General features: G+C 62.3%; 22 protein-coding genes. 14 read left to right on the forward strand and 8 right to left on the reverse strand.

The annotated features are described in order from the left end of the window. The first annotated feature begins 281 nt into the window (after nucleotides 1-281). Both ACXAED_RS16895 and ACXAED_RS16900 read left to right on the forward strand, forming a co-directional pair. Nucleotides 282-1,235 carry a fatty acid desaturase gene (locus ACXAED_RS16895; RefSeq protein WP_475051633.1) on the forward strand — a complete coding sequence of 318 codons (954 nt, stop codon included), beginning with the start codon at nucleotides 282-284 and terminating at the stop codon, nucleotides 1,233-1,235. A 68-nt stretch (nucleotides 1,236-1,303) separates the two neighbouring features. After that, nucleotides 1,304-1,849: a helix-hairpin-helix domain-containing protein gene (locus ACXAED_RS16900; RefSeq protein ID WP_475051634.1), complete on the forward strand. Its 546-nt coding sequence runs from the start codon at nucleotides 1,304-1,306 to the stop codon at nucleotides 1,847-1,849. Nucleotides 1,850-1,921: 72 nt separating this feature from the next. On the opposite strand, the gene serS is transcribed toward ACXAED_RS16900, so the two are convergent. Next, nucleotides 1,922-3,214 carry a serine--tRNA ligase gene (serS, locus tag ACXAED_RS16905; RefSeq protein WP_475051637.1) on the reverse strand — a complete coding sequence of 431 codons (1,293 nt, stop codon included), beginning with the start codon at nucleotides 3,212-3,214 and terminating at the stop codon, nucleotides 1,922-1,924. 302 nt (nucleotides 3,215-3,516) lie between these two features. On the opposite strand from serS, the gene yajC reads away from it, so the two are divergent. From yajC to ACXAED_RS16955, 10 genes are all read left to right on the forward strand, one after another. Further along, complete coding sequence (yajC, locus tag ACXAED_RS16910; protein ID WP_008556864.1) at nucleotides 3,517-3,801, forward strand: preprotein translocase subunit YajC; 285 nt, start codon at nucleotides 3,517-3,519, stop codon at nucleotides 3,799-3,801. Nucleotides 3,802-3,834: 33 nt separating this feature from the next. Next, on the forward strand, nucleotides 3,835-5,496 hold the full coding sequence (gene secD, locus ACXAED_RS16915) for a protein translocase subunit SecD (RefSeq protein ID WP_475051639.1): 1,662 nt from the start codon (nucleotides 3,835-3,837) through the stop codon (nucleotides 5,494-5,496). Between the two features lies 1 nt (nucleotide 5,497). Next, the gene (gene secF, locus ACXAED_RS16920; protein WP_475051642.1) at nucleotides 5,498-6,466 is read left to right on the forward strand and encodes a protein translocase subunit SecF; all 969 of its coding nucleotides are present in this window, start codon (nucleotides 5,498-5,500) and stop codon (nucleotides 6,464-6,466) included. Next, complete coding sequence (locus ACXAED_RS16925) at nucleotides 6,459-7,211, forward strand: TSUP family transporter (protein WP_475051643.1); 753 nt, start codon at nucleotides 6,459-6,461, stop codon at nucleotides 7,209-7,211. The genes secF and ACXAED_RS16925 overlap by 8 nt, the downstream gene beginning before the upstream one ends. Nucleotides 7,212-7,222: 11 nt before the next feature. Next, on the forward strand, nucleotides 7,223-7,576 hold the full coding sequence (locus ACXAED_RS16930) for an Mth938-like domain-containing protein (protein WP_475051645.1): 354 nt from the start codon (nucleotides 7,223-7,225) through the stop codon (nucleotides 7,574-7,576). Between the two features lie 87 nt (nucleotides 7,577-7,663). Further along, the gene (gene ccmA, locus ACXAED_RS16935; protein WP_475051647.1) at nucleotides 7,664-8,278 is read left to right on the forward strand and encodes a heme ABC exporter ATP-binding protein CcmA; all 615 of its coding nucleotides are present in this window, start codon (nucleotides 7,664-7,666) and stop codon (nucleotides 8,276-8,278) included. After that, nucleotides 8,275-8,931 (forward strand): heme exporter protein CcmB, encoded by a 657-nt coding sequence (gene ccmB, locus ACXAED_RS16940; protein WP_435659656.1) that lies wholly within the window; start codon nucleotides 8,275-8,277, stop codon nucleotides 8,929-8,931. The genes ccmA and ccmB overlap by 4 nt, the downstream gene beginning before the upstream one ends. A 56-nt stretch (nucleotides 8,932-8,987) precedes the next feature. Then, nucleotides 8,988-9,719 carry a heme ABC transporter permease gene (locus ACXAED_RS16945; protein WP_475051650.1) on the forward strand — a complete coding sequence of 244 codons (732 nt, stop codon included), beginning with the start codon at nucleotides 8,988-8,990 and terminating at the stop codon, nucleotides 9,717-9,719. Next, nucleotides 9,719-9,874, forward strand: a complete 156-nt coding sequence (gene ccmD, locus ACXAED_RS16950; protein ID WP_475051651.1) for a heme exporter protein CcmD — start codon at nucleotides 9,719-9,721, stop codon at nucleotides 9,872-9,874. The genes ACXAED_RS16945 and ccmD overlap by 1 nt, the downstream gene beginning before the upstream one ends. Continuing rightward, nucleotides 9,867-10,406: a DsbE family thiol:disulfide interchange protein gene (locus ACXAED_RS16955; protein ID WP_475051652.1), complete on the forward strand. Its 540-nt coding sequence runs from the start codon at nucleotides 9,867-9,869 to the stop codon at nucleotides 10,404-10,406. Before ccmD ends, ACXAED_RS16955 begins: the two co-directional genes overlap by 8 nt. 27 nt (nucleotides 10,407-10,433) lie before the next feature. Here ACXAED_RS16955 and ACXAED_RS16960 read toward each other — a convergent pair whose 3' ends face one another. The 3 genes from ACXAED_RS16960 to ACXAED_RS16970 form a co-directional block, all read right to left on the reverse strand. After that, nucleotides 10,434-10,727 (reverse strand): putative quinol monooxygenase, encoded by a 294-nt coding sequence (locus ACXAED_RS16960; protein ID WP_475051654.1) that lies wholly within the window; start codon nucleotides 10,725-10,727, stop codon nucleotides 10,434-10,436. 72 nt (nucleotides 10,728-10,799) lie between these two features. Then, on the reverse strand, nucleotides 10,800-11,138 hold the full coding sequence (locus ACXAED_RS16965) for a DOPA 4,5-dioxygenase family protein (RefSeq protein WP_475051655.1): 339 nt from the start codon (nucleotides 11,136-11,138) through the stop codon (nucleotides 10,800-10,802). A gap of 84 nt (nucleotides 11,139-11,222) precedes the next feature. Next, nucleotides 11,223-11,507, reverse strand: a complete 285-nt coding sequence (locus ACXAED_RS16970; protein ID WP_475051656.1) for an antibiotic biosynthesis monooxygenase — start codon at nucleotides 11,505-11,507, stop codon at nucleotides 11,223-11,225. A 270-nt stretch (nucleotides 11,508-11,777) separates the two neighbouring features. Between ACXAED_RS16970 and ACXAED_RS16975 the strand changes: the two genes are divergently transcribed. Next, nucleotides 11,778-12,557 (forward strand): substrate-binding periplasmic protein, encoded by a 780-nt coding sequence (locus ACXAED_RS16975; RefSeq protein ID WP_475051658.1) that lies wholly within the window; start codon nucleotides 11,778-11,780, stop codon nucleotides 12,555-12,557. A 105-nt stretch (nucleotides 12,558-12,662) separates the two neighbouring features. Here the strand turns inward: ACXAED_RS16975 and acnA are convergent, their stop codons facing one another. Continuing rightward, complete coding sequence (gene acnA, locus ACXAED_RS16980) at nucleotides 12,663-15,437, reverse strand: aconitate hydratase AcnA (RefSeq protein ID WP_475051660.1); 2,775 nt, start codon at nucleotides 15,435-15,437, stop codon at nucleotides 12,663-12,665. Nucleotides 15,438-15,659: 222 nt separating this feature from the next. On the opposite strand from acnA, the gene ACXAED_RS16985 reads away from it, so the two are divergent. Beyond that, nucleotides 15,660-16,361, forward strand: a complete 702-nt coding sequence (locus ACXAED_RS16985) for a DUF1223 domain-containing protein (protein WP_475051662.1) — start codon at nucleotides 15,660-15,662, stop codon at nucleotides 16,359-16,361. Between the two features lie 22 nt (nucleotides 16,362-16,383). On the opposite strand, the gene ACXAED_RS16990 is transcribed toward ACXAED_RS16985, so the two are convergent. The 3 genes from ACXAED_RS16990 to ACXAED_RS17000 form a co-directional block, all read right to left on the reverse strand. Then, entirely contained in the window at nucleotides 16,384-17,268 is an 885-nt protein-coding gene (locus ACXAED_RS16990; protein ID WP_475051664.1) for a lysophospholipid acyltransferase family protein, read from the reverse strand. A gap of 155 nt (nucleotides 17,269-17,423) precedes the next feature. After that, nucleotides 17,424-18,533: a flagellar motor switch protein FliG gene (locus ACXAED_RS16995; RefSeq protein ID WP_475051666.1), complete on the reverse strand. Its 1,110-nt coding sequence runs from the start codon at nucleotides 18,531-18,533 to the stop codon at nucleotides 17,424-17,426. Between the two features lie 76 nt (nucleotides 18,534-18,609). After that, nucleotides 18,610-19,143 (reverse strand): tetratricopeptide repeat protein, encoded by a 534-nt coding sequence (locus ACXAED_RS17000; RefSeq protein ID WP_475051667.1) that lies wholly within the window; start codon nucleotides 19,141-19,143, stop codon nucleotides 18,610-18,612. Between the last annotated feature and the right edge of the window lie 153 nt (nucleotides 19,144-19,296).

Genomic DNA, 19,296 nt, shown 5'->3' on the forward strand with positions numbered 1-19,296 from the left:
CCGCCCGGCCTGCGGCATTCACAGAATACCTTGGCCCGTTGGGCCCGGCGCCGCCCTGACGGGCGGCGTTTTTGCGTCGTGCGAAACGGCGCCCTTTCGCCTGTCCCGGCCCGGGGCAGCGGACGGTCTTCCCATTCTGGTGGCGGCTTGCTAACCTTTAGGTTGAGCATCTTGCAATGCGGCGGCCTTGTCTTTGAGGCTGGCGGGATTATCTGAGATTTTACCTTGGACAGCCTGTGTGTTTCGCACGCCTGTCACGAAACGATTTTATGGACGTTTTCATGGATCTGAGGGCACATACGCGAAAGTTCATCGAGAAGGATAACAGGCTGGCCGCGGTCAGCTATTTCGGGACATTTGCGGTTTATTTCCTGTCACTTTATCTGGCCATTGTCCATGCGGACCGCTGGTATGTGCTGCTGCCCGCGGGCGTGGTCTTTGCCTTTGCCGCGGTGCGCCTCTATGTGCTGCAGCATGACACCGGGCACCACTCGTTGTTTGAGACCCGCCTGCAGAACGAAATCGCGGGCCATGTGCTGTCTCCCTTCACCTTTGCGCCGTTCGAGGTGATGAAGCAGAACCACAACCTGCACCATTCCAACATCGGCAACCTGGAGCACCGCGAAACCGGTGAGATCCACACGATGACGGTGCGGGAGTGGAAGGCGGCCGGGTTCTGGGAGCGGCTGGGCTACCGGCTTTACCGCAACCCGTTTGTGCTGGTGCCGCTGGGCTCTGCCTTTACCTATTTCATCCGCTACCGCTGGCCCAAGAACACGGTCCGCTTTGGGGCTTGGGGGGTGATTCTGCACAATCTGGTGATTGTGGCGATGCTGGCGCTTCTGTACCGGGTGGCGGGGATGACCGGCATCTGGGTGTGGCTGGCGTTCTCCTTCCTCGGCGGCATGATCGGAGTGTTCCTGGTCTACCTGCAGCATAATTTCGAGGACACCTACTGGGACCGCCGCCCGGACCTGAACCCGCAGGTGGCGGCGCTGCAGGGCTCCTCATGCCTGGATTTCGGATGGTTCTTCGACATGGCTGTGGCGAATATCACCTTGCACGACATCCACCATTACAATGCCCGCATTCCGTCCTACCGGCTGCGTCAGTGCCATTACAGCCTGCCGCCGGAATTGGGGCTGCGCCGGATCAAGTTCCCGGAGGCGGTGCGCGCTTTGACGCTAAAGCTTTGGGATGAAGAGAAAAAATGCCTCGTGCCCTTTCCTGCCTAAGCTGTTTCGTGCAAGTCTGACACGATTAAAGGTGCGAATGATTTGAGAAACCGGCGAAGGGCGCGGACATGACACCAATTCACAAACTGCGCGGGGTTGGGCCGGCGCTGGCCAAGGTGCTGCAGGAAAACGGCATTCAAACCGCCGAAGACCTTGCCGCGGCGGAGGAGTCCAGGCTGCGCAGCATACCCGGGATTGGCGCAAACCGTGCGGCGGCGCTGAGAGCGCTTGCAACGGAAGCGGCAGGTGCAGAGACGCCGGATGGCCCGGCTGGGTCAGGCGGCGCGCCGGTGAAGGGGGAGCTTGCCGGAAAGGCTGCGGAGCCGCAGGCGCAGATTTCGCAGGAAGAGATGGACAGGAAACTGGCCGAAGCCGAAGCAGCCCGTAAGGCCGCGGAGGACAAGGCGGCCAAGGCCAAGGCCAAAGCCGCAAAGGCCAAGCGCAAGGCTGCAAATCTGGCGGAGGAATTTGCTGCGGCCAAGATCAAGGCCAAGCAAAAGGCCAAGAAGATGAAAGCCAAGGCCAAGAAAGCCATCGAAAAAGAGAAGGCCAAGGCGCAAGCGATTTTGGACGGGAAGACTGCGGAGAAAAAGAAGAAAAAGGCGAAGAAGTAGTGTCAAGCCTTTGAGTGTAAAGAAAAACCGGCGCCGTATGGCGCCGGTTTGTTTTTGTCTGGCTGGGGTGGATCAGACCAGATCACCGTCAGCGGTCAGGGTCAGCTTACCGCCCAAATATGGCGCCAGAACTTCCGGCAGCTTGACCGAACCATCTGCCTGCTGGCCGTTTTCCAGCACCGCGATCAGGCAGCGCCCGACGGCCAGGCCGGAGCCGTTCAGCGTATGCACGAACTGCGGCTTGCCGCCGTCGGCAGGCTTGAAGCGCGCGTTCATCCGGCGGGCCTGGAAATCGCCGCAGACCGAGACCGAGGAGATCTCGCGGTAGGTGTTCTGGCCGGGAACCCAGACCTCGATATCGTGGGTCTTGCGGGCGCCAAAGCCCATGTCGCCGGTACAGAGCACAATGGTGCGGTAGGGCAGGCCCAGACGCTCCAGAATGTTCTCGGCGCAGCGGGTCATGCGCTCATGCTCCTCGACGCTTTTGTCCGGGTGGGTGACCGAGACCATCTCGACCTTTTCGAACTGGTGCTGGCGCAGCATGCCCGCGGTGTCCTTGCCGGCCGAACCGGCCTCGGAGCGGAAGCACTGAGTGTGCGCCACATAGCGGCGCGGCAGGTAGCCTTCCTCCACCGTCATGCCGTTCACGATGTTGGTCAGCGTGACTTCAGCCGTCGGAACCAGCCACCAGCCATCGGTGGTCTTGTAGCTGTCCTCGCCGAACTTGGGCAGCTGGCCGGTGCCGTACATCATTTCTTCGCGCACCAGAACCGGGGTCCAGGTCTCGGTCAGGCCGTTCTCGTCAACATGGGTGTTGATCATGAACTGCGCCAGAGCGCGGTGGATGCGGGCGACCGCGCCGGACAGCACAACGAAGCGGCTGCCCGAAAGCTTGGCCGCGACCTCGAAATCCATGCCGGGCTTCACGCCTTCGATTTCGAAGTGCTCCTTGGCTTCGAATTCCAGCGCCTTGGGCTCCCCCCAGCGGCGGATTTCGACGTTGTCGTCTTCATCCTCGCCCAGCGGCACATCTTCGAATGCAAGGTTCGGAATGGTGCCGAGCATATCGGTCAGCTGCTGGTCCAGTTCCTTGGCCTCGGTGTTCATGGCCGCCACTTCGGCCTTCTTCTCGGCCACCAGTGCGCGCAGGCGCTCAAACTCGGCCTCATCGCCGCGGCCCTTGGCAGCGCCGACTTCCTTGGAGGCCTTGTTCTGCTCAGCCTGAGCGGTTTCCGCAGCCAGGATCTTGGCGCGGCGCGCCTCATCCAGCGCCAGGATCTCGGATGACACGCCCGCATCCCCGCGCCGCGCCACAGCGGCGTCGAATGCGACAGGGTTTTCGCGGATAGCGCGGATGTCATGCATGAGAGTCTCTCCTAGCGTTGAATGATATTTGAATCAGTAGGCCCATCCTATGACGCAAGGGTGAACAAAGGGGAAGGGGGGCGAACGGTCTGCGTGCAGGTTGGGGATTCCGGGCACAGCCCCAGCCACGCAGTCTTCACCGGGAAAGCCCCTTGGACAGGCCGTTGAGGGCAATCCTGCAACGGCGTTTTGCGCTCGCGCTTTTGCGCCGCGTGAGCCTTGCGCTCCATCCACCCAGCGCATAGGTTCCGCTGCAAATTTCCGGCGTGACACCCATGCCGCTTTGACAGAAGGAATATCCCATGGACGGTGGCGCAGTCGCCCAATTTCTCCCGCTTATCTTGATCTTCGCGATCATGTACTTCCTGCTGATCCGCCCGCAGCAGAAGAAGATGAAACAGCATCAGGCGATGGTGGACGGCCTGCGCCGCGGCGATCAGGTGGTGACCCAAGGCGGTGTGATCGGGAAGGTGGCCAAGGTCAAGGAAGACGGCGAGATCGAAGTGGAGATCGCCGAGGGCGTCAAGGTGCGCGTGGTCAAGGCGACCATTGCCCAGGTTCTGAACAAGACCGAGCCGGCTGCCTGATCGCCCTTCGCAACTATCTGAAAAGGCAGGGCAATGCTGCAAATTGATCTCTGGAAGAGGGTGCTGATCTGGCTGGTATGCGCAGCTGGATTGATGCTTGCCCTGCCAAACGGTTTTTACACCCGCGTCGAACAGGCCAATGACGCGGCCGCCGACATCATCGCCAAGGGCGAGACGCCGGAACGGCTGGAAACGGCAGGCCAGTGGCCGTCCTTCCTGCCGTCGGGGCTGGTGAACCTGGGCCTCGACCTGCGGGGCGGTGCGCATCTGCTGGCCGAGGTGCAGGTTGAAGACGTCTATGAAGCGCGGATGGACGCGCTGTGGCCGGAGGTGCGTGATGCACTGCGGCCAGAGCGCAGCACCGTCGGCACCTTCCGCCGTCAGCCGGGGCCTGCGGATGAGATTCGCCTGAAGCTCTCCAAGCCCGATGGCATGGCCCGTGCGCTGGAAGTGGTGCGCGGCCTGGCCAACCCGATCACCACGCTGACTGGCGTCGGCGCAAATGATATCGAGGTTTCGGCCGAAGGCGATATCCTGGTGGTGCGTCTGAGCGAGGCGGAAAAGGTCGCCTCCGATGACCGCACCGTGCGCCAGGCGCTGGAGATCGTGCGCCGCCGGATCGACGAGGTAGGCACCCGCGAGCCGACCATCCAGCGCCAGGGCGCTGACCGGATCCTTATTCAGGTGCCGGGCATCGGGTCCGCGTCTGAACTCAAGGCGATCATCGGCACCACCGCGCAGCTGACCTTCAATCCGGTTGTGGGCCGCGGCAGCGATCCGGACGCCGCCCCTGGCATCGGCAACAAGGTGATCCCGTCACTGGATGAGCAAGGCGCCTACTACACCATCGAGGCCGCGGCGGTTGTGACCGGCGAAGACCTGGTGGATGCACAGCCCTCGTTCGACCAGAACGGGCGGCCTGCGGTGACTTTCCGCTTCAACACCTCCGGCGCGCGGCGGTTCGGCGACTACACCGCTGAAAACATCGGTTCGCCCTTTGCGATCGTGCTGGATGACGAGGTGGTGTCCGCCCCGGTGATCCAGTCGCACATCCCTGGCGGCTCCGGCATCATCACCGGCAACTTCACCATTGAGGAAAGCACCAACCTGGCGGTTCTGCTGCGCGCAGGCGCGCTGCCCGCGGGGCTGGAGTTCCTGGAAGAGCGGACCATCGGCCCCGAGCTGGGCCAGGACAGCATCGACGCGGGTAAGGTGGCGACTGCCGTGGCCTTCGTTGCTGTGCTTGTCTACATGGTCGGCAGTTACGGAATGTTCGGCATGTTTGCCAACGTGGCGCTGGTGCTGAACATCGCGCTTATCTTTGGCATGTTGAGTTTCATCGGCGGCACCCTGACACTGCCGGGCATTGCCGGTATTGTTCTGACCGTTGGTATGGCGGTGGACGCCAACGTGCTGGTTTTCGAGCGTATCCGCGAAGAGCTTAAGTCCGGCCGCGGCCCGGCCAAGGCCATCGACGAAGGCTACTCCAAGGCGCTGAGCGCCATCCTTGACGCCAACATCACCACCTTCATCACCGCGGTGATCCTGTTCGCGATGGGCTCCGGCCCGGTGCGCGGCTTTGCGATCACCCTGGGGCTGGGCATCATGACCTCGGTATTCACCGCGATCTTTGTCACCCGCCTGATGATCGTCATGTGGTTTGAACGGCGCCGTCCGAAAACGATTGAGGTGTAAGATGCGGCTGAGACTTGTTCCCCAGGAAACCTCTTTCGATTTCTTCAAGCGTTCCAAGCTGTGGCTTGGCATCTCCGCGCTGCTGATGGTGCTGGCATTGGGTTCTTTCCTTTGGCAGGGGCTGAACTTCGGCATCGACTTCCGCGGCGGAACCACCATCCGGACCGAGGCCGCCGAGGCCGTGGACGTCGGCGCCTACCGCGATGCGCTGGCAGTGCATGAACTGGGTGACGTGTCGATCACCGAGGTGTTCGACCCGGCCTTCGAGGAGGACCAGCACGTTGCCATGATCCGCATTCAGGCGCAGGACGACGGCGAGGCGATCTCGGGTGAGATGATCGAAACGCTGAAAGCCTCGCTGGAAGGCGTGGCGCCAGGCATCAAGTTTGTGTCGGTCGAATCCGTGGGCCCCAAGGTCTCGGGCGAGCTGATCCAGACCGCGGTGATTGCCGTTGTGCTCGCCATTGCGGCGGTGCTGGTCTACATCTGGCTGCGGTTCGAATGGCAGTTCGCGCTCGGCGCAGTGGCGGCGCTGGTGCATGACGTGGTGCTGACCATCGGCGTCTTCTCGGAGCTTCAGATCAAGTTCGACCTGGCGATCATCGCGGCGTTGCTGACCATCGTTGGCTATTCGCTGAACGATACCGTGGTTGTCTTTGACCGGGTGCGCGAGAACCTGCGCCGCTACAAGAAGAAAGACCTGGCCGAGGTTCTGAACATCTCGATCAACGAGACCCTCAGCCGGACGATGATGACCTCTGTCACCACTTTGCTGGCGCTGGTTTCGCTTTATGTGCTGGGCGGAGACGTGATCCGCGGCTTTGTGTTTGCGATGATCTGGGGTGTTCTGGTCGGGACCTATTCGTCCGTGTTCGTTGCCTCCACCATCCTGCTGAAGCTGGGAGTGAAGCGCGATTGGTCGAAGCAGGCGAATACCGCCGGCAATCAGTTCGGCAACATTGATGCTTGAGGCCTTTCAGGCAGCCCTGCAAACGCCGGGGCTGTTCTGGCTGCTGGTCACCATCGGAGCCGCGGGTCTAGTCCGCGGCTTCACTGGTTTTGGCACCGCGATGATCTTTGTCCCCGTCGGGGCGCAGTTCCTGCCGTCGGCGGATGTAGTGTTCCTGATGGTGCTGATGGGGGTGTTCTCCACCATCACCCTTTTCCCGCAGGCCTGGAGCAAGGCCGACAGGGCAGAGGTCGGGGCGTTGTCCATGGCCGCCGCTGTGACCGTGCCTGTTGGTTTGTGGATCATGTCACAGATGGATCCGCTGACCCTGCGCTGGGTTGCGGCCGGGGTGATCGGCGTAACACTGGCCGCCGTGATCTCCGGCTGGCGCTGGCAGGGCAAGCTCGGCTGGCCGGGGCGGTTCGCCATTGGCGGCGCGGCGGGCATCGTTGGCGGCATGACCGGTCTGACGGGACCGGTGATCATCGTCTTCTACCTGGCCAACGTGCGCGACGTGGCGCGGGTCAGGGCCAATACCATCGTGTTCCTGGCGGCGCTGGATGTGGTGATCGCGGTCAACCTGATCTTTGGCGGCATGGCCAGCCTCAAGGCGTTCATCCTGGCTGCGCTGCTGGGCGTGCCTTACGTGATCACCACGTTGACCGGCAAGGCCCTGTTTGATCCCAAACTGGAGAAGCTCTACCGCTTCGCCTCCTATTCCGTGATTGCGCTGGCCGTGTTATCCAGCCTCCCGGTATTTGACTGAAAGGACCCCAGATGCGCCTGAACGAAGTAAGCTATTCCGACGCGCAGCCGGTTGACGGCTATGGTGAAGGGTTCTTCCGGATTGGCGGACAGGTCCATCAGGGGGCGGTGCTGACCTCGGCGGGGGGCACTGCGGCTTGGGGCGGTATGGCCGATGCGCAACCGCTGCTGGCACTGGCCGGAGAGATCGACGTGCTGTTCATCGGCACCGGGCCTGACATCGCGCATATCCCTGCAGAGCTGCGCGAGGCGCTGGAGGAGGCCGGGCTGGGCGTTGAGATCATGAACTCGCCCGCCGCATGCCGCACCTACAATGTGCTCCTGTCCGAGGGGCGCCGGATTGCCATGGCGGCGCTGCCGGTCTGACTTCCTGATTTTCATTTGACCTGCCGCAAAGCGGGCATTTCGAAAACAGGCTTTTCATGCGCCGGAGCAATGGGATATGCGGGCTTAATGACATTAACTGTGACGGATCTGGGCGTGGCCCGCGGTGGCATCCCGGTGCTGGAGGGGCTCAGCTTTACGCTGGCGCCCGGCAAGGCGCTGATCCTGCGCGGCCCCAACGGCATCGGCAAGACCACGCTGCTGCGCACCGTTGCAGGCCTGCAGCCGCCGCTAAAGGGGCAGGTCGAGGGCGCTGAGGACCAGATCGCCTATGCTGCCCATTCCGACGGGCTGAAGCCGACGCTGACGGTCGCGGAAAACCTGACCTTCTGGGCCAGTGTTTTTGGCCGTAACGGCATTGAACAGGCGCTGGACGGCTTTGATCTGCAAACTCTGCGCGACCGTCAGGCAGGCGCCTTGTCTGCGGGGCAGAAACGCCGCCTGGGCCTCAGCCGGATGCTGGTGACGGGCCGCCCGATCTGGATCATGGATGAGCCGACAGTGAGCCTCGACAAGACCTCGGTCGCGATGTTTGCAAACGCGGTGCGGGCGCATCTGGGGCAGGGCGGATCTGCCCTGATCGCCACACATATCGACCTGGGGCTGGAGGCAGAGGTGCTGGACGTCGGCCCCTACAAGGCCAAGCCGCCCGAGATCGACGATTTTGACGGAGGCTTCCTGTGATTGCGCTTCTCCTGCGGGATCTGAAGCTCGCCTTCCGGGCTGGCGGCGGTTTCGGGTTGGGCCTTGCATTCTTTCTGATCGTAACGGTGATGGTGCCGTTCTCCGTCGGCCCGCAATCAGAGCTGCTGTCCCGGATCGCGCCGGGGGTTCTGTGGCTGGGGGCGCTGCTGGCCTGCCTCTTGTCGCTCGACCGGCTGCTGGCGCTGGATTGGGAAGACGGCTCGCTGGACCTGCTGGCCACCGCGCCGCTGCCGCTGGAGAGCACGGTGACCATCAAGGCGCTGGCGCATTGGATCACCACCGGGCTGCCGCTGGTGATGGCGGCGCCTGTGCTGGGGGTGCTGCTGAACCTGCCGGTGGCTGGTTTTCAGTGGCTGGTGGTCTCCCTGCTGCTGGGCACGCCTGCGCTGTCTGTTATCGGCACCTTTGGCGCCGCGCTGACCGTGGGGCTGAAGCGCGGCGGCCTCTTGATGTCTTTGCTGGTAATGCCGCTCTATGTGCCGACGCTGATCTTCGGCTCCGAAGTCGCCCGCCGCGGGGCCGAGGGCATGGCGGTGCAAACGCCGCTGCTGCTGCTGGCCGGGATCTCCGCCGCCTCCATCGCCCTTCTGCCCTTTGCTAGTGCGGCCGTCCTGCGCGTCAATTTGCGCTAGGATGATTGCCGTGACCAAGAATTGAGAAATCCGGAAGCAGGACCTAAATAGCCACCATGTCGATCTGGGAATACGCCAATCCGAAAAAGTTCCTGGCCACCACCGAAAAGGTGATGCCGGTCTTGTGGGTCAGCTCAGCGGTGCTGATCACCGTGGGGCTGATCTGGGGCTTTTTCTTCACGCCTGATGACTTCCGTCAGGGCTCTACCGTCAAGATCATCTTCCTGCATGTGCCCTCAGCGCTGATGGCGATCAATGCCTGGTTCATGATGCTGGTCACCTCTCTGGTCTGGGTGATTCGCCGCCACCATGTCAGCGCGCTGGCCGCCCGGGCCGCAGCGCCTGTGGGTGTTGTGATGACCGTGATTGCGCTGGTGACCGGGGCAATCTGGGGCCAGCCGATGTGGGGCACCTGGTGGGCCTGGGACCCGCGGCTGACGTCCTTCCTGGTGCTGTTCCTGTTCTACCTCGGCTACATCGCCCTTTGGGAGGCGATCGACAATCCCGACACCGCGGCGGACCTGACCTCGATCCTGTGCTTGGTGGGGTCGGTCTTTGCGGTGCTCAGCCGCTATGCGGTGAACTTCTGGAACCAGGGGCTGCACCAGGGCGCATCGCTGTCGCTGGATGAGAAGGAAAACGTGCATGATGCGTTTTCCACCCCGCTCTATGTCTGCATGGCAGGATTTGTTCTGCTTTTCATTGCGCTGGTGCTTTACCGCACCGGTACTGAAATCCGCGCCCGCCGTATTAAGGCGTTGATGGCACGCGAACGTCTGGAGGCCTGATGCCCGATCTTGGAAAATACGCCGATACGGTGCTGTCGGCCTATGCCGCCTCTCTGGTGCTGCTGGCGGCGCTGGTGGTGCTGACAATCTGGCGCGGCCGAAAGGTTCGCCGGGAGATGGAAACGCTGGAAACCCGGATGAAACGGAATGGCTAAGATCTCTCCCCTTATGGCGATCCCCGGTCTGGTGTTTGCTGGCTTTGTCGGCCTTGCGCTGGTGGGCATGTTCCGCGAGGACCCCAACAGCCTTCCGTCCGCCCGCGAGGGCCAGCCGGCGCCGCCAGTGGTGCTGGAGGCGTTTCCGGGCAAGGAGATGTTCAGCGACGAAACCCTGCGCGACGGCACGGTGAAACTGGTGAACTACTGGGCCAGCTGGTGCGCGCCCTGCCGGGTCGAGCATCCCAATCTTGAGGCGCTGTCCAAGGAAGGCATCCCGATATACGGCATCAACTACAAGGACCAGCTGGCCAATGCCGAAGCCTTCCTGGAGGAGCTCGGAGATCCCTACACCGCCATTGGCCGGGACGAAAAGGGCCGGATGGCTATCGACTGGGGCCTGTATGGCGTTCCGGAAACCTATGTGGTGGATGGCGACGGCAAGATCGTGCTGCGCTTTGCCGGGCCGATTACGCAGCGCGTGATCGAAAGCACCCTGCGCCCGGCCATGGAAAAGGCGGCGGGCCAGTAACCGGGCAGCCAAAGCTGGCCGGGTGCGTTACTCCGCTGTGCCGAGGGTGAAGCTTCTGAAGTCCGGCTCCGATGCCAGCAGCTTGTGAAGCTGTTCGAAGTCCTCCTGCTTGGAGCGCCAGATCAGGTAGTCGCTAAAGGCTTCCGCGTCTTGCCAGCGCTGGAAAATGGCGACCTCGTCCCGGTCCGGGGCAAGCAGGGTGTCGGCTTGCAGGCAGCCCGGATACTCCCGGACTTGCGCCACCATCTGTTTCACCAGAACCGCCAGCCGGGTGTATTGCCCCGGCAAAGGCTGCAGCTGAATAATTACCGCTTCGGTCAAAGAAAGCTCCGCGAGTCAAAGGGGCAACGGTCCTGCCAGCTGCCCGGAAATTTCTGCTGGAGGCGCCGCATATCAGCCGAAAATGCTGAGATCCAGAGCCAGACCGGTCCCCAGCCAGATTCCGTGGTCACGGTGGTCTGCCAGCTCGTCGCCGGTTTCAGGATGCGCAAACACGATCAAACCCTGCCGGTTCAGGGCCAGCCAAGGCAGCAGGCCTGTGAATTCTTCCGGGGTGGCCGCCAGCTGACAGGACCACATTGGGTGCGGGCCGGCGTTTTTTTCATGCATACGGCCCATCTGGACCCCGAACTGATCTGCGGCGTGTCGGCAAAGGGTCCGGGCCTGTTCAACGGTGGTTTCGTCAAAATAGATGTGGGCGTGGTAGCCGGTGATGCTGCTGGTCTGTTTCATGGTCTCAAGATTGGCGCCAAGTCCCCGGCAGCGCAATCTGGCGTATGCGAACATCAGATGTGCAGCACGGTCCATCCTGACCGGTCAGGGGACTGAATAGGTGCGGAAGTCCTGTTCACGCCGCATCGTGGCACTGCGGGCGTCCAGGTCGCCGCGTTCGGCACGCCAGGTCAGGTACTGCTCAAGGTGTTCATTTGATTCCCAAATGTGGAACACACAGATTTCATGGCGCTCGCGGTTGATACCGGCGTGTGCGTCAATGCACCCCGGGAAGCGCCGGGTCTCGCGTATCATTGCCAGCACCGTTGCAGCGTGGTCGTCGAATGTGTCTGCAGCCGGATAAATAACGGCAACTACGGCTTCTTTCATACTTTTGCGTCTGGCCCTTCAATGCGTTCAGGATGAGAAAAGATTTATTTAATATTAACGTTTACACGCCAACTGCCTCCGGTACAGCCGATTACGCAACGGGAGATGAAAGCTTTTCCTCGCTCGGCCGGTGCCGCGGCCAGAGACGGCGGGTTTCCTTGCAGACGATTTCAATTTTTTGTTGAATGCCGGGGGATCAGGCTGTTGAGAATTTGAGAGTTTTGAGGCACTGCCTGCGTGTCACGCACAATTGTTGGGAAAGAGTGGAAAGTGGCTGATCTGGCGCGTTTCCTTAAGTCAGGCCTAAGCTTTGCTGCTGCCCTGGGTCTGTTTGCTGCGGCGGCACATGCGAAGCCCGTGCTCACCTTCTGCTATGATCACTACCCTCCCTACACCGTAGGGGACGGTGGTATTCCTGAAGGCGGTCTGAAGGTTGAGCTGCTGCAAAAGGTCATGCAGCGGATCGACGGCCTGGAGGCCGTAACCGTGTTGCTTCCGTGGCAGCGGTGCCTGGCTCACGCGAAAACGGGGGAGGCGGACGGAATCCTGCCGCTGTTCAAGTCCCCGGAACGGGAGGCATTCCTGGCCTTCACCGAGGGCACGTTCCGGCAGACCAATACCTTCTGGTACAACAGGGAGCGCTTTCCGGATGGGCTGGACTGGGGCGAAGGATACGCTGGAGTGTCCCGCTTGAGGCTTGGCATGGTGAATGGCAGCGTCATCGACCCTGAAATGGAGGCGGCGTTCAGCTCCCGCAACCGGATCATCAGAGGCAGCGATGTGACGGGGCTGATGCAAATGCTTATGTTCGACCAGTTGGACCTGATCGCAATTGACGACGCCGTGGGGCGTTATCACGTGCGCCTGAACGGCTGGCAGGACCGGATTGCCGCTGCCGGGACACCCGTTTCCAGCCGCACGTCGCACTTCGGATTGTCCCGCGCCAGCGGCGCCGGAGCCTATCTGGAAGAGTTCGACCGCGCGATCAGGGAGCTGAAGGCCGAGGGGGAGATCGGCCGGATCCTGTACAGCCGCAGCTACAGCCATTAGCCGGAACCGGCCGGGCGGCAGGCGGTGCTGCCCTTTTGCAGACTTAGGATACATCAGAAAAGGGCGCCCGGCAGGGCGCCCTCAATGGTCTGGCGGTGACCGGGCTTATTGCTTTGCCAGGTTGCGCAGCACGTAATGCAGCACGCCGCCGTGTTCGATGTATTCGATCTCCGGTGCGGTATCGATACGGCACTTCAGCGTGATGGTTTTTTCCGTTCCATCGGCAAAGGTGATATCGCACGGCACTTCCTGCAGCGGCTTGATGCTGTCCAGACCGCGGATCGAGACGGTTTCCTCGCCTGTGAGACCCAGCGTCTTGCGGGTGTCGCCGCCGGCGAACTCAAACGGGATCACGCCCATGCCCACCAGGTTCGAGCGGTGAATGCGCTCGAAGTTCTCGGCGATCACTGCCTTGACACCCAAGAGCGCGGTGCCCTTGGCCGCCCAGTCGCGCGAGGAGCCGGCGCCGTACTGCTCGCCGCCGAACACCACCAGCGGGGTGCCGTTTTCCTGATGCGCCATCGAGGCCTCGTAGATTGAGGTCTGCTCGCCGTCGGGGCCTTTGGTATAGCCGCCCTCGACGCCGTCCAGCATCTCGTTCCTGATGCGGATGTTGGCGAAGGTGCCGCGCATCATGATCTCGTGGTTGCCGCGGCGCGAGCCGTAGGAGTTGAACTCACGCGGCTGAACCTGGCGCTCTAGCAAGTACTGGCCTGCGGGCGTGGTGGTGGCAAAGGAGCCCGCGGGTGAGATGTGGTCGGTGGTCACCATGTCGCCCAGGATAGCCAGAACCTTGGCGCCCTCGATATTCTCGATGGTGCCCGGCTCGGGGCCCATGTCCTGGAAGTAGGGCGGGTTCTGGATGTAGGTCGAGCTTGCGGGCCAGTCATAGGTCTCCGCGTCGGTGACCTCCACCGCCTGCCACTTCTCGTCGCCCTTGAAGACATCGGCGTATTTCGACTGGAACGCCTCGCGCGTCACGGTCTGCTCGACCAGATCGGCGATTTCCTTCTGGCTCGGCCAGAGGTCCTTGAGGAAGACGTCGTTGCCGTCCTGGTCTTGGCCCAGCGGCGCGGTGGTGATGTCGATGTTCATGTCACCGGCCAGCGCATAGGCCACCACCAGCGGCGGCGAGGCGAGGTAGTTGGCGCGCACATCAGGCGAAATGCGGCCCTCGAAGTTGCGGTTGCCGGACAGCACCGACACACCGATCAGGTCGTTGTCATTGATGCATTTGGAGATTTCCTCCGCCAGCGGACCGGAGTTGCCGATGCAGGTGGTGCAGCCGTAGCCGACCAGGTTGAAGCCGATGGCATCCAGGTGCTCCTGCAGGCCGGCGGCCTCAAGATACTCCGACACCACCTGCGAGCCCGGCGCCAGAGAAGTCTTGACCCAGGGTTTGCGGGTCAGGCCGCGCTCATGCGCCTTCTTTGCCACAAGCCCCGCACCGATCATCACATAGGGGTTCGAGGTGTTGGTGCAGGAGGTGATCGAGGCGATCACGATGGAGCCGTCGTGCAACTGGTACTTGCCGTCGTCCGTTGTCACAAAGCCGGACTTGTGATGACCCTTGTCGCCGGGGATGTCCTGCGGTTCGGGCTGGCCGCCCTCGGCCTCCCAGCGGCCTTCGGCACGTTCGCCTGCGTCCTTGGCGCTGCGCTGGCCTTCGACATAGTCGTGGAAAGTGGTGGCCGCCTTGTCCAATGCGATGTGGTCCTGCGGCCGTTTCGGGCCGGAAATCGCGGGCACGACGGTGCCCATGTCCAGATGCAGCGTGTCGGTGTAGACCGGGTTGTAGCTCTCGTCGCGCCAGAAACCGTTTTCCTTGGCATAGGCCTCGACCAGCGCGATGCGGTCCTTGTCGCGGCCGGTGTTGCGCAGGTAGCGCAGGGTTTCATCGTCGATCGGGAAGAAGCCGCAGGTGGCGCCGTATTCAGGCGCCATGTTGGCGATGGTTGCGCGGTCCGCCAGCGGCAGCCGGTCGAGGCCTTCGCCGAAGAATTCCACGAACTTGCCGACCACGCCCTTGGCACGCAGCATCTCCACCACCTTCAGCACCAGGTCGGTGCCGGTGGTGCCTTCGGTCATCTCGCCGGTCAGCTCAAACCCGACCACTTCGGGGATCAGCATGGAAATCGGCTGGCCCAGCATCGCGGCCTCGGCTTCGATGCCGCCAACGCCCCAGCCCAGCACCGCGGCGCCGTTCACCATGGTGGTGTGGCTGTCGGTGCCGACCAGAGTGTCGGGGTAGGCGACTTCCTCGCCGTTCTGGTCGGTGTCGGTCCAGACGGTCTGGGCCAGGTATTCCAGGTTCACCTGGTGGCAGATACCGGTGCCCGGCGGCACCACGCGGAAGTTGTTGAACGCCTTCTGGCCCCACTTCAGGAACTGATAGCGCTCCATGTTGCGCTCATACTCGCGGTCGACGTTCATCTGGAACGCGCGCGGATTGCCGAATTCGTCGATCATCACCGAGTGGTCGATGACCAGATCCACCGGCACCAGCGGGTTGATCTTGGCGGCTGAGCCTTTGAGGCCCACGATGCCGTCGCGCATGGCGGCGAGGTCGACCACGGCGGGAACGCCGGTGAAATCCTGCATCAGCACGCGGGCCGGGCGGTAGGAGATCTCGCGCGGGTTCTTGCCGCCCTTGCCGGCCCATTCGCCAAAGGCCTTGATGTCATCGGTGGAGACTGAAAAGCCGCCATCCTCGAAACGGAGCATGTTTTCCAGCACGACCTTCAAGGCGGCGGGAAGCTTGGAAAAGTCGCCAAATCCTGCTTCGGTGGCAGCGGGAATGGAGTAGTAGGAAATCGTTTTGCCGTTCACGCTGAGTGTGCGGCGTGCGCTGGCATTGTCCTGTCCGACGGTGATAGGCATGTCTGGCCTCCCTCAAGAAATTGAAACTTGGGAATTCGCTGACTGTTACATGCATGAGGAATGTTTGCCATTCAATAGTTCAATCGCCGCAGCGTGTCATTTTGTATGCGATTGTACACAATTTTCGGGTGGCGCCGGTTCAGGACGCCTCAAAAATGATTGATTGGCCTAACTTGCAGCACATCTTTAGACCAGAGGGCTAAGAAACTGAGAAGGCAATTCATGAGAATTCTGGCGTCATTGATAGCGGCTCTGGTTCTGGCGCTGCCGGTTCACGGCCAAACCGCAAGGGAACCTGTGGTGGTGGAGCTGTACACGTCGCAGGGCTGTTCGTCCTGCCCGCCGGCGGATGCCCTGCTGCACGAACTGGCAACCCGCGATGACGTGCTGCCGCTGGCGCTGCATGTGGATTATTGGGATTACATCGGCTGGAAGGACAAGTTTGCCCGGCGGGAGCATACCCGGCGGCAGAAAGGCTATGCCCGTGCTGGCGGGCGCCGGATGATTTACACGCCGCAGATGATCATCATGGGTCAGGAAGATGTGGTCGGCGCCGATGCGATGCAGGTGGAGAGCGCCATCCAAAAGCATCAGAAGCAGCCGCGGCCGGTGTCGCTGAAACTCCGGCGGGACGGCGGGCAGCTGGCGATCCGTCTGCAGCCGGGGGCGCAGATGGCGGAAGCCCGGCTGCTGGTGCAACTGGTGCGCTTTACCCCGGAGCGCACTGTCAGCATCACCCGCGGAGAGTTGGCGGGGAAGACTTTCACCTATGCCAATGTGGTTGAGGACTGGCAGGTGGCGGCAGAGTGGAACGGCGCCGAGGCGCTGGAGCTGACGGTGCCGCTGGGCGGCAGTCAGCCCGCCGCTGTGCTGGTTCAGGAAGCGCCCTTTGGCCGGATCATCGCCGCCGCGCGGGCCGACTGAGCCGCTGTTCGGCAGCGGATGCTCAGGTTTTCCAGCGGCGGTGGATCCAGAACCACTGGCCGGTGTGCTTACGCACGATGGATTCCAGGTCAGCCGTAAGCGCCTTGGTCATCGTCAGCGGGTCCGAAGCGGGGACTTCGCCGTTCATGATAATTTCGAAATCGAGGCCGTTTTCCTGGCGCACCGCATAGACCGGAATCAGTGCCGCGCCGAATTTAAGCGCGAGTTCCGCCGGAACGGTTGACGTGACAGCAGGCTTGCCGAAAAAGTCGATCGGCTCTCCGCCCTGGGCATAGAGGTCGGTGACAATGGCAGCGATGCCGCCCTTCTTCAGATGCCGCACCAGTTCGACCATGCCGCGCTTGCCCTGTTCAAACATCGGTTCACCGGTGCTCTTCATGGCTGCGACGTAATGCTCGTTGAAGTAGGGGTTCGCCATCCGCCGGTACAGCGCGCCCATCTCGTGGCCGCGGGCGATCAATGCAGCGCGGGCGGCGTCGTAATTACCAAAGTGTGCGGTGGCCAGCAGCACCGGCCGTCCGGCTGCGCGGGCTTTTTCAAGCGCTTCCAGTCCCGGGCCGGTGATGGGCGCCGATTTCGCCTTCTCATGGAATGTCTCGCAATCATAAAGCTCGGCAATCATCCGCCCGGCATTATTGCTCACATCCCGGTAAAGCTGGTCAGGATCCAGGCCGGAGAGCTCAGGGCTGACCAGTTCCAGATTGTTGCGAACCCGCTTGTCAAAGCCTGCAAGCCGCCCCATGGCGGTGACCAGGCGGCCCATCAGCGGCACGCGCAGCCGGTAGGGGATCAGCCCGGCGCCCAGCAGCAGCCCGCGCAGAAACAGGTTGCTGCCAAAATATTTGACATGGCTCCAGGTGGAGAGCTCGGATGGGTCTACAGGCATGGCTTCTGGATGGCTGCGGCGCGAAAATGCGACTGGAAACCCGCATCATAAGCAGGCGCACCGGCGGGCACAAGCATGTCGAAGGCGGCGTCCGCCCTGTCAGTTCAGGGCGGGTGCCGCAGGCGCAGGGCGCGCCGGTTTCCGGACGCGCGGTGTCAGTCTTCGGCGCTGTCGTCGTCGTCGTCGGTTTTCAGTTCAATTTCACCGGTCGCTACCAGGTCGCGCATGGCCGAGATGATCAAGCCAAAGGCGGCCTCGCCATCGCTTCGCTTGACTTTGCCGCGCTCCGCCACTTCTTCGCGGATGTTGTCGGCCATCCGGCTCGACATGTTCTTGAGCAGGAATTCATTAGTGGCAACATCCTCCTCGTCCGAGGCGAAGGCCATGGCGGTGACCAGATCCGGCTGAGACAATACCCGCATCAGCTTGGGCACGTCGACGGGCTGCATCCGCTCGCCGATCAGCGCATAGGTAAAGATCGCCTTGCGCACCTTGATGGCGAATTCCTCGTCCTCTTCGTCCAGCGCGGTCAGAACCTCGTCGCGCTTGGCTGCCGCGGCTTCGGTCAGGATTCCGCCCAGCCGCTGGCCGGGGGTGTCGTCAAAGGCAAGCTCCGGCCGGGCCTCGACCTGGGCGGCCAGCGACAGGCCGATCCGGTCGACGGTTTCGGGTGTCACTTTGGCCGTCTGGCTGACCGCATAGGTGATGCGGCGGGCAATCGGGCCCGGCAGATGCACCAGCATCTGCGCGGCCTTGGCGGTGTCCAGCTTGGACAGCAGCACAGCGGCGACCTCAGTGCTTTCAGCCTCTGCCAGCGATGCCAGGTCTTCCGGCGGCAGCTGCTTCAGCCGCTGCCAAGGGTCGCCGAACTGGCGCACGCCGGCCTCCTTGCGCAGGCGGCTGTGGGTGTAGCGGCTGATCTTGCCTTCCATCGCGTTCAAGGCACCGGCCAGACCGTTGGGGAAATGCAGGCCGACATTGTCCAGCAGGTCGGCAAATTCTCCCGCCACCGCATTCAAGGTGTCGCGGTCGACAATCCGCATCCTGCCCATCTGCTGGGTCAGTTCCAGCTGCAGGTCATCCGGCAGCTCCTCCAGCGGGATTTCGGCGCCTTCGTTCAGCAGCAGCCGGACGATTATCGCGGCCTTGGCCTTGCCGCTCAGGCCGCTGCTGTTCCCCGCACCCATCGGCGCCGGGGCGGAAAACCCGCCCAGGTCGGGGCCGCCAGTTGCCATTGGAAGCGCCAGCATGTTGTCTTGAGGCATTCTCGCACCCTACCAAAGATTCTTCTCGATCATGGAAGGGCAGGATAAGCCGCAAGCCGTAAAGAAAGGCTGAAGCCTAGTAGCTATGGGACGCTCCCGTTTCGAGCGCGCTGCGCAGCGATGCTTCGGCCCATGTGCCGTCGCCGCCCCGTGCCTTGATCTCTTTCCACTGTATCAGGGCGGCGCCGAAATTTCCCTGTTCCACAAGGCCTTGTCCCATATACGAACGGGCAAGGATATTATCCGGATCGCGTGCGAGGGCCTGATCGTAATAGTCCTGCGCAAGTTCTGAATTTCCCAGCTTGCGATGGGTGAAACCCCAGTAGGTCAGCACCACGGAATCCTGCTGATCCGCCATCGCGCTAAGCACTGCCTGAGCATCCTCCTGGCGGCCGGCATAGGCCAGCTCGCGGGCAGCGCCCAGCAGCTGCTCCTGGTTCAGTGAGGACTTCCGGGGCCGAACGCAGCGTTTCTTCTGCTCATCCCAGACCCGCTTGCCCTTGCAGGTCTTGGTGGTCTCGGTGGGTTTGGGCGGGTTCCAGTCGTTGCCGCTGGCAGCAAGGGCAGCAACCGGGAGGGTCAGGGCGGCGGCCAAGGCAAGAAATCGCATATCGGAAACTCCAGACGCAGAATGTTCTGACCACTCTAACCCCGGAACCCCGGTCTGGATCTGCATTTTTGTTCACAAAGGCGTTTGTCCGGCGGCAGAACGCAAAACGCCCCGCCAGTCCGGCGGGGCGTTGTTAACACCATGCGCGGGCAG

This window comes from Leisingera sp. ABM4_103, assembly GCF_056158685.1.